This is a genomic window from Pseudomonas sp. GW821-FHT05H12 (assembly GCF_059419385.1).
In genome coordinates this window covers 59327-68747 of the sequence record NZ_JBWKRS010000028.1, presented here as the reverse complement: position 1 = coordinate 68747, position 9421 = coordinate 59327, and the positions used below count along the sequence as shown (strand labels likewise).

The following is a 9421-nucleotide window of genomic DNA, read 5'->3' as shown; positions in this document are numbered from 1 at the left end:
CCCTCCCCCCACCCCCCCCCACCCCCCCCCCCACCCCCCCCCCCCCCCCCCGGGCTCCTACAAGGTTCGCGTCGAGTCAGGATGACCGGTTCACCGCTTTGATTCTCTGCCACAACCACAACAATACAGGCACCAGGAGCACCCTCTCATGAGCAGCACCTCTTCCGGCCAAAGCGCCGGGCAATTGGAAACACGCGGCATAGAACCGGTCCCCGAAGGCGAGTGCAACGGCCATCCGCTGCAACTGTTCTGGGTGTGGTTCGCGGCCAACATCAGCATCCTCGGCTTACCCCTCGGCGCGACGCTGGTGGCGTTTCGTGGCCTGGCCATCTGGCAGGCGATCATCGTGGCGATCCTCGGCGCCGCAGGCTCCTTTGCGGTGGTGGGCATCATCTCCATCGCCGGGCGTCGCGGTCGTGCGCCGAGCCTCACGCTGTCCCGGGCGATCTTCGGCGTGCGCGGCAATATCGGCCCCACCCTGGTCTCGCTGATGTCGCGACTGGGCTGGGAAACCGTCAACACCACTACCGCCGCGTTCGTGCTGCTGTCGTTGTGTTCGATCCTGTTCCATTCGCCGGTCGAGGCGAAAAGTGCGCCGGTACTCACCCTGATCTTCATCGCGATCTTCGTGCTGTTGACCCTGTCGGTGTCCGGCCTGGGCCATGCCACCTTGCTGGTGATCCAGAAGTGGGCCACCTACGTGTTCGGCGCCTTGAACATCCTGGTGGGCGGTTTCCTCTGCGCCACCATCGACTGGAGCGCGGTATTCAACGCCACGCCGGCACCGTTGAGCGCGATGATTATCGGCGTGGGCACCATGGCGGCCGGCACCGGTATCGGCTGGGCCAACGCCGGTGCCGACATGTCGCGCTACCAGCACCGCAGCGTCAAGGCCGTGCGCCTGGTGGCGTCTGCCGCGTTTGGCGCGGGTATCCCGCTGGTGTTGCTGATCACCCTCGGCGGCCTGCTGTCGGTGGGTAACAACGACTTGGCGTCGGCCACCGACCCGATCATCGCGATCCGCGACATGCTGCCGACCTGGATGGCCGTGCCGTACCTGATCACGGCCTTTGGCGGGTTGCTGCTGTCCAACAACCTCTCGGTGTACTCGGCCGGCCTGACCACCTTGACCCTGGGCCTCAAGGTCAAGCGTGTGCACGCGGTGATCGTCGACATCGTGGCGATCTTCGCCGGGTCGATTTACTTCATGTTGATCGCCGACAGCTTCTATGGCCCGTTCATCACCTTCATCTCGCTGCTGGCGGTGCCGATCACGGCATGGGTCGGCATCTTTGTGGTCGACCTGATTCATCGCCATTACTACAGCCCCAAAGACCTGCTGGACGTCTCCCCAAGCAGCGCCTACTGGTATCGCGGTGGTGTGGAATGGCGCGCGTTCGGCGCCTGGGCCGTGGCGATCGTGCTGGGCTTCAGCTTCACCACCATCGGCACCACCGCAGAAAACATCTGGTTTGCCGGGCCATTGTCCGACTCCTGGCTGGGCCATAACGGCCTGGGCTGGATCGTCACCTTCCTGGTAGCCGGTGGGATTTACGCCGTACTGGGCGGCGCCGCTGATCGTCGCCCGGCTTTAGTAGAGAGCCCCAATGTCTAGATTGCTGCACACCGGCCAGGTCATCGTCGACCTGGTCATGGCCCTCGACACCTTGCCCGCAACCGGTGGCGACGTACTGGCGAATTCCGCCAGTTTCGAAGCCGGCGGTGGCTTCAATGTGATGGCCGCCGCCCGGCGCAACGGCTTGCCCGTGGTTTATCTGGGGCGTCATGGCAACGGTCGTTTTGGCGACCTGGCCCGCGCCGCGATGCAGGCCGAGGGCGTGGAAATCGCCCAGCCGGCCAGCGAGGGCAAAGACACCGGTTTGTGCGTCTCGCTCACCGAAGCCAGCACCGAGCGTACGTTCATTTCCCATATTGGCGCCGAGGGCGACTTGAGCGCCGACGACCTGGCAGACGTGACGCCGCGCGCGGACGATTACGTGTACGTCAGCGGCTACAGCCTGTTGCTGGACGGCAAGGCCCAGGCGCTGCTTGATTGGCTGCTGGCTTTGCCGCGTGAGATTGCCGTGGTGTTCGACCCGGGGCCGCTGGTCAAGGCGCCGGATTCGGCACTGATGGTTGCGTTGCTGCCGCGCATCGATATCTGGACCAGTAACGGTCCGGAAGCGTTGGCATTCACCGGCGCGGGCACGGTTGCGGATGCATTGGGCGAACTGAACCACCATTTGCCCAAGGAAGCGTTGCTGGTGGTACGTGACGGGCCGAATGGCTGCTGGGTCAGCCGCCAGGGCAAGGCCGAGCATGTGCCGGGTTTCAAGGTTAAGGCCGTGGACAGCAACGGTGCGGGTGATGCCCATGCCGGCGTATTCCTCGCCGGGTTGGCCAACGGTTTGCAACCGGCCGAAGCGGCACGTCGTGCCAACGCGGCCGCAGCCCTGGCCGTGACCCGCTGGGGCCCCGCCACCTCCCCAGGCACCGCCGAAGTCGACGCACTGCTCGCCGAATAATCACCCACCCCTGTAGGAGCCGGCTTGCCGGCGATAACGGTCCATCTGTTCCCTCTCGGGCAACAGACACACCGCCATTGCCGACAAACCGACTCTTGGAGTCGGGGTTGGGGTCAGCCGGCTTTGTGCAACGCTTCGATCAGTTGATCCTTGCGCATCGTCGATCGCCCCACGACTCCCTTCACCCGTGCTTCCTTGAGCAGGCTTTCCTTCGTCTGGGTTCCCAAGGATGCACGACTGTTGCGTGGTTGCCCTGCACGGGTGGCAGCAGCGCGCTTGGCTGAGGCGTGGCGGTCCGCCGCCTTTTTGGCTGGCGCTTTGCGCTGGCCCGAGCCCCCGGCTTTTTCGCCACCACCGGACTGTTTGTTCACGGTGGCCCAGGCGCGAGCTTGTGCCTCGTCCTCGGGGACGCCTTTTTGCTCATAACTGCTTTCAATACGCGCAGCCTTGCGTTTCTGTGCGGCGGTGTATTTGGCTTTGCTTCCAAGAGGCATTGCGATACTCCTTCTGGCCCCGGTGACGGGGCCAGACCAGACAAAAAATGAATTACTGCGAACCTGCACCGTCCAGCTTGCGCGCCTCATCCACACCGGACGCGGTGAGCTTGATCGGCAGGTTCAGCGCATATTCACCGGCATCGTCGGTGGTCACATGCCCATCCTTGATAAGCCCGCGGTCCTGCAGGAAAGCCAGGACACTGGCCACCTCTTTTTCGCCGCGGTAGTTATCCAGCACCTCCTTGCCCAGGCCGTTGGGGTGGGCGTGCAGCAGGCGGGTGAGGACTTCTTTCTCAAGGTTTCTATCGACGTTCATGCGTACCTCTTCACTGGGGAATGATCGGGTGTCGGTGGTGCGTGCGATGGATCAAGGTGCAGGTTGTTTCGGCGCGCCCGGGATGTTCGAGTCATCGCCTTTGTTGATTTTCGGCTGATTGACCGCCGGGCCCATCTTGCCGTTACCCACTGCGGGCGGGCTTTGACGGCCGGTGTCCTGGCCCTGGGTGCGTGGGTCGGCGCCTGGGGCACCTGGGGTGGTGTTATCGATGACGGCACCGCCGTTGGTGTCCATGCCGGTGCCCATGGATTTCTGGGACTCGGACGTCGCCGGGTTGGTCGGGCCAGTCGACGAGGTGGCGGCGAAGGCGCTCAGGGAAGCGGCAGACAGCAGGCCGGTGAGGGCGAGGGCGGCAAACTTGGAAGGCTTCATGAGGGTATCTCCATTGGGTTGATGTCCTTACCCTTTATTGGTCCGCCCTCATTTGCGGTTCGTGCCTGGGTGGCGACGAACGGTACAGGATCACTTGTAAGATTTTGTGTGACCGGCCTCGCTGTTCGACAGACTCCGGCGCCAGATCAGCCGCGCCACCGTGATCAACCAGTTGAACAGCGCCACCCCCAGCACGCACGCCAGCAGCGTCGGCAGGCCGTGCTCGACGATGATCTTGCCCGCCAGCAGAGGGAAGCCGAACACTCCCACAAAATACGCCAGGCTGAACAGCAGCAACGCCTGGGACGTGGTGCCAGCCGGCGCTTCATTGGCCACCAACCCGTTGATCACCGAATACGTCAGGCCATACCCGACTCCCAGGATCACGGCCGCCAGCAAATAGCTGCCACTGCCCGACACCCCGTAACCGAACAGCACCACCGACAGCACCATCAAGCCTGACAACACACAGGCGGCACGGTAGGCATCCCGCTTGACCACGAAGCCGGCAATCAGCAGGCGACTGGTGATTGCCGCGCTGAGAAAGCCCAGAAAGAACAGCGAATAGTCCAGCGAGCGGGCCGCTGCATAGCTGGTCTGGAACGATGACAAACCACCAAAGACACAACCGCCCAGGCCGACCATGACAATCGCAAACGCGGCCTTGGACGACAGCACCTCGCGTGTCGCCACCCAGGAAATGCGCGCCACCGGCGCATTGGCGTATCCCTTGAGATGCGCGCCCAGGCGCCAGAACATCACCACCCCAATCAAGCTGGCGAATGCCGCGAGCAGAAACGCACTCGTCAGCGGCAACCCCAGCGCGCTCGCCGCGCGCCCCAGCAGCGGGCCGGAGCCAATGCCGCTCATCATGCTGCCCGACAGCAACGCAAAGTAGCGCGCGCGGTGCTGGGGTTCCACCAGCAAGGCCACGATGATCGGCCCCAGGGTATAGAACACCCCCCAGCCCAGCCCCAATGCCAGGCCGAACACCATCATCCCTTCGCCAAACCCCGGCACCAGGGCAAAGCCCAGGCACGCCACCACCAGCAACAGGCCGAGCACGGCTATCGAGCGCGCGGCGCCCAGCCAGTCCGCCAAGTGGCCCGACACCAGCACCGCGACAAAGGTGCTCAGCATCGCCATGGAAATCACGCTGCCGGCGTCATGTTCGTTGCCGCCGCGTGTGTGGATCAGCAGCGACAGCAGGAACGTCGAGCCGTAAGACAAAGACAACAAAAAACTCGCCAGGCAGAACAACACGAAGTGTCGCCGGGAGAACGTGGCAGCAGCGGGCATGGGGAAAACCTGGCGGTTATTGGATTTATGGCGCCAACTTTTAGCACGGGTGAACCCGGGGTTTGTTGTGGGGTTACTGGTCTCAGCATTAGCCCGGGGCGGAGTAAAGCCGCTGTTTGCCTTGCCTCCAGACCAGCGGTCAAGCCGAGTGAGTTTGTTCAACCGCCGTACAGCTGGCCTTTGCGATAGTCCTGATGCGTGATCCGGGTCGTGAGGTATCTGTCGCTTTCAAGGCAGAACCTGAGGGCCTCGTTCGCCTGCGAATGTATCGAGGCGGATACCAAGTGGACACGCAGCATTACAAATCGGCGCCTTGGCCGGATTGACCCTCACACAGCGAACACTGCCGCCATGACTACTGTGACCTTGCTGAAAGACCCCGTTGTCACCCGACCGACAGAGGTGTTGTACGGTCCCCTCCAGCCTGAATTGTTGCGTCACGAAGTACTGGCCGACCTGCTCGAGGCCACGGTGCGGCGTGACCCCCATCAGGTGGCGCTGATCGATGGCGAACGCCAGCTCAGCTACGGCGAGCTGGACCGCCAGGCCAGTGTCGTGGCCTCACGGTTGATCGAAGCGGGTGTGGCGCCCGGCCAAATCGTCGGCCTGTGGATGCCGCGCGGGCTGGAGCTGCTGGTCATGCAGGCAGGTATCGCCAAGACGGGGGCTGCGTGGTTGCCGCTGGACCAGGACACACCGCTGGAGCGCCTGCAGATTTGCATGGACGATGCCCAGGCGGTTGGCGTGTTGAGCTGCGAAAGCAACGCTGCGGCGCTGCGCAGTGTCGGGCTGGTCGCCTGGACCGCCGAAGCGTTGCTCGCGCCCACCGATGCGCCGTTGTTACGCCGCACTAACGCTAAACCGGAAGACCCGGCCTACGTCATCTACACCTCCGGTTCCACCGGCAAACCCAAGGGCATTCTGATTTCTCAGGGCAGCATCTGCCATTTCCTGCGCAGCGAGAACGCTATTCTCGGCATCCAGGCCAGCGACCGCGTGTACCAGGGTTTCTCGGTGGCCTTCGACATGTCGTTCGAAGAAATCTGGATTGCCTACCTGGTGGGCGCCACCTTGTGGATCGGCCCCAAGGACATCACCGGTGACCCCGAAGCCTTGCCGCGCATGCTCGTCCAGCAACGCATCAGCGTGCTGCACGCGGTGCCTACGCTGCTGGCGCTGTTCAGTGAAGACGTGCCGAGCCTGCGCCTGATCAACCTGGGCGGCGAGATGTGCCCCGAGTCGCTGGTGGAGCGCTGGAGCCGCCCCGGCCGGCAGATCTTCAACACCTACGGGCCTACCGAGGCCACGGTGTCCGCCAGCCTGGCGCGTTTGGTGCCCGGTACCCCGGTGACCATCGGCACGCCCTTGCCCAACTACGGTTTGCTGGTGATCGACGCCGACCTGGCCCCGGGCGCTACCCCGACCTTGCTGGGCCGTGGGCAGACCGGCGAGCTGTGCATCATCGGCCCGGGCCTGGCCGACGGCTACCTGGGACGGCCAGACCTGACCCGCGAAAAATTCATCAGCAACCCGTGGTCCACCGGCTACTACGATGAGCGCCTGTACCGCACCGGCGACCTGGCGCGCATCGAGGCGGACGGCCAGGTGATGTGCCTGGGCCGCGCCGATGACCAAGTGAAGATCCGTGGCTTTCGCGTCGAACTGGGCGAAATCGAGGCCTTGCTGGCCCAGCAGCCGGGCGTCGGCACCGTTGCGGTATTGCTGCGCAATGACGGCGGCATGGATCAATTGATCGCCTACCTGGTGCCGGAAGGCGGCGTGGCAGTCGATGGCTTGCCCGCACAATTGCGCAAGGCATTGCAGGCGCGGTTGCCGGCGTACATGGTGCCGGGTCGCTTTGAATTGCTCGACGGCATGCCCCGGCTGACCTCCGGCAAAATCGACCGCAAGGCCCTCAAGGCGCGGCCGCTGGGCGTAGACACCCGCGGCGCGAACCTGGAGTCGGACACCCCGGAAAACCCCGGCGAAACTGTCCTGTTTGTCGCCCTGGAAAAACTCTTCCCCGGCCAGCCAATCCGGCGCGACGCCGACTTCTTTTGCGACCTCGGTGGTCACTCATTTTTTGCCGCGCGGCTGGCTTCGGCCTTGCGTGCCGACGAGCGTTTCGCCCACATCACCGTGCGCGACATCTACCAGCAACGGCGTGTCGGTGCGATTGCACAGGTGCTGCAAACCGCGCCACAGCCGGCCGTGCAGGAAGCCGCCTGGACACCGCCTTCGGCCCTGGCGCGCTGGCGTTGCGGGCTGGCCCAGGCGGCGGTGATGCCGGCCATGGTGTGCCTGCGCATGAGCCAGTGGCTGGCGCCGTTTTTTACCTATCACTACCTCACCGGCAGCCCCGGCGATTCGGTGGCCACGGCCACGGCGGCGTCCATCGGCGTATTCCTGTTGGCCACGCTGTTGCAGTTCGTGCTGGCCATCGCCGGCAAATGGCTGATCGCCGGGCGCCTGAAACCGGGTGTCTATCCGTTGTGGGGCCTGACCTATTTTCGTTGGTGGGCCGCATCGCGCATGGTCGAGTCGGCGCCGGTCTACCTGCTAAGTGGATCGTCGCTGTATGGCCTGTGGCTGCGTGCACTGGGGGCCAAGGTCGGGCGCGAGGCCAACATCGGCTCGCTGGGCGTGCGGGTGCCAGACCTGCTGCAGATCGGCAATGAGGTGAGTATCGGCAACGGCGTCAGCCTGGAAAACGCCCGTGTCGAGCGCGGCCAATTGCACCTGGGCCAGGTGGTGATCGACGACAACGCCTGCCTGGGTTCGTACACGATCCTGGAAGGCAACACCGCCGTCGGCCGCAGTGGCCACCTGCAAGGGCAATCGGCATTGGCCGACGGCCGCCGCGTGCCGGCCGGGCGTATCTGGAGCGGTTCGCCGGCGACCGATATCGGCGCGTTCGACCCCGCCAGCCTGCCACCTCGGCCCGTTGTCAGTCGCGGGCAATTGGCGCTGGAAAACCTGTTCTACGTGTTTGGCATCCTGCTGGTCGCCACACTGTTTTTCATCCCGGTGTTCCCGACGTTTTTCCTGATCGACTGGTTCGATGAGCAACACATTCTGCCGCTGTTGCAGGAACAGCATGTGAGCCTGCAACTGCTGCGCTACTTTGCCCTGGCACTGCCTGCGGCCGCCGTGCTGATCGTGGTGATGATGCTGGTTTCGGCCGGCTTGCGCTGGGCCGTGTTGCCACGCCTGAAAGCCGGCCACTACCCGGTGCACAGCCGGGTGTATTGCAGCAAATGGTTGGTGAGCCATATTCAGGAGGCCAGCCTCAATGTGCTGTCGGGCCTGTATGCCACGGTGTACGCGCCGTTGTGGTATCGCCTGCTGGGCGCGCGGGTTGGCCGCGATGCGGAGATCTCCACGGCCCAGGGTGTGATCCCCGACATGCTCACCCTGGGTGATGAAACCTTCATTGCCGACGCGGTCATGCTCGGCGACGAACAGGTGGATGGTGGCTGGATGCGTATTCAGCCGACGGTGGTGTCGCACCGCAGTTTTGTCGGCAATGGCAGCTACATCCCCGACGGCACCACCTTGCCCGAGAACGTACTGATCGGCGTGCATTCCCGCGCCCCGGCCAATGCGCAGATCGCCAGCGGCGATACGTGGCTGGGCTCGCCGCCGATCAACCTGCCGGCGCGTGAGCAGGTCAGTGGGTATGCCGACCACCTCACGTTCCGCCCGTCTCTGTGGCGCCGTCTGGCCCGGGGCGCGATTGAAGGGCTGCGTATCGTGCTGCCCCACGCCACCGTGATTGCCGTGGGTTATACGGTGATGATCGACTTGATGCCCGTGGCCGAGGACGAGCGTTGGGGCGCGGTGCTGGGCTACCTGGCGCTGATCGGCTTGGCCTACAGCCTGGGCAACTACCTGCTGGTGGCGGCGTTGAAGTGGCTGGTGATGGGCCGCTATCGCAAACGCTCGGCGGCGATGTGGACGCCGTTTGTGTGGCTCTCCGAAGGCATTACCAGCCTCTACGAAGGCATGGCGGCGCCCAACTTCATGAGTTACCTGCGCGGCACGCCGTGGCTGCCGCTGGCCTTTCGCGGCCTGGGCTGCCGTATCGGGCGAGGGGTGTACATGGACACCACCGACATCACCGAATTTGACTGCGTCACCATCGGTGACCACAGCGAATTGAACGCCGGTGCCTGCCCGCAGACGCACCTGTTCGAAGACCGCGTGATGAAAATCGACCAGGTGCTGATCGGTGAGCGCGTCTACATGGGGCCACGCAGCTCGGTGCTGTACAGCGCTGAAGTCGGCAGCGGCGCACGGCTCGGGCCGCTGACGCTGGTGATGAAAGGCGAGTGCATTCCGGCCTCCAGCAGTTGGGTGGGCTGCCCGGCGGCACCGGCGCGAGGTTGATA

General features: G+C 64.3%; 7 protein-coding genes. 3 read left to right on the top strand and 4 right to left on the bottom strand.

Annotation, left to right across the window (positions count from 1 at the left end; all coding sequences use genetic code 11):
• Positions 1-148 precede the first annotated feature (148 nt).
• Both AC07SU_RS22355 and AC07SU_RS22350 read left to right on the top strand, forming a co-directional pair.
• Positions 149-1615: a purine-cytosine permease family protein gene (locus AC07SU_RS22355; protein WP_176997913.1), complete on the top strand. Its 1467-nt coding sequence runs from the start codon at positions 149-151 to the stop codon at positions 1613-1615.
• On the top strand, positions 1608-2525 hold the full coding sequence (locus tag AC07SU_RS22350) for a PfkB family carbohydrate kinase (protein ID WP_494998255.1): 918 nt from the start codon (positions 1608-1610) through the stop codon (positions 2523-2525). Before AC07SU_RS22355 ends, AC07SU_RS22350 begins: the two co-directional genes overlap by 8 nt.
• A 113-nt stretch (positions 2526-2638) precedes the next feature.
• On the opposite strand, the gene AC07SU_RS22345 is transcribed toward AC07SU_RS22350, so the two are convergent.
• From AC07SU_RS22345 to AC07SU_RS22330, 4 genes are all read right to left on the bottom strand, one after another.
• Positions 2639-3019 (bottom strand): termination factor Rho, encoded by a 381-nt coding sequence (locus AC07SU_RS22345; protein ID WP_176997911.1) that lies wholly within the window; start codon positions 3017-3019, stop codon positions 2639-2641.
• Between the two features lie 52 nt (positions 3020-3071).
• Positions 3072-3338: a hypothetical protein gene (locus tag AC07SU_RS22340; RefSeq protein WP_176997910.1), complete on the bottom strand. Its 267-nt coding sequence runs from the start codon at positions 3336-3338 to the stop codon at positions 3072-3074.
• A 51-nt stretch (positions 3339-3389) separates the two neighbouring features.
• Entirely contained in the window at positions 3390-3731 is a 342-nt protein-coding gene (locus tag AC07SU_RS22335; RefSeq protein ID WP_176997909.1) for a hypothetical protein, read from the bottom strand.
• Positions 3732-3821: 90 nt separating this feature from the next.
• Positions 3822-5030 carry an MFS transporter gene (locus AC07SU_RS22330; protein ID WP_494998254.1) on the bottom strand — a complete coding sequence of 403 codons (1209 nt, stop codon included), beginning with the start codon at positions 5028-5030 and terminating at the stop codon, positions 3822-3824.
• Positions 5031-5381: 351 nt separating this feature from the next.
• On the opposite strand from AC07SU_RS22330, the gene AC07SU_RS22325 reads away from it, so the two are divergent.
• The gene (locus tag AC07SU_RS22325) at positions 5382-9419 is read left to right on the top strand and encodes a Pls/PosA family non-ribosomal peptide synthetase (RefSeq protein ID WP_494998253.1); all 4038 of its coding nucleotides are present in this window, start codon (positions 5382-5384) and stop codon (positions 9417-9419) included.
• Positions 9420-9421 lie beyond the last annotated feature (2 nt).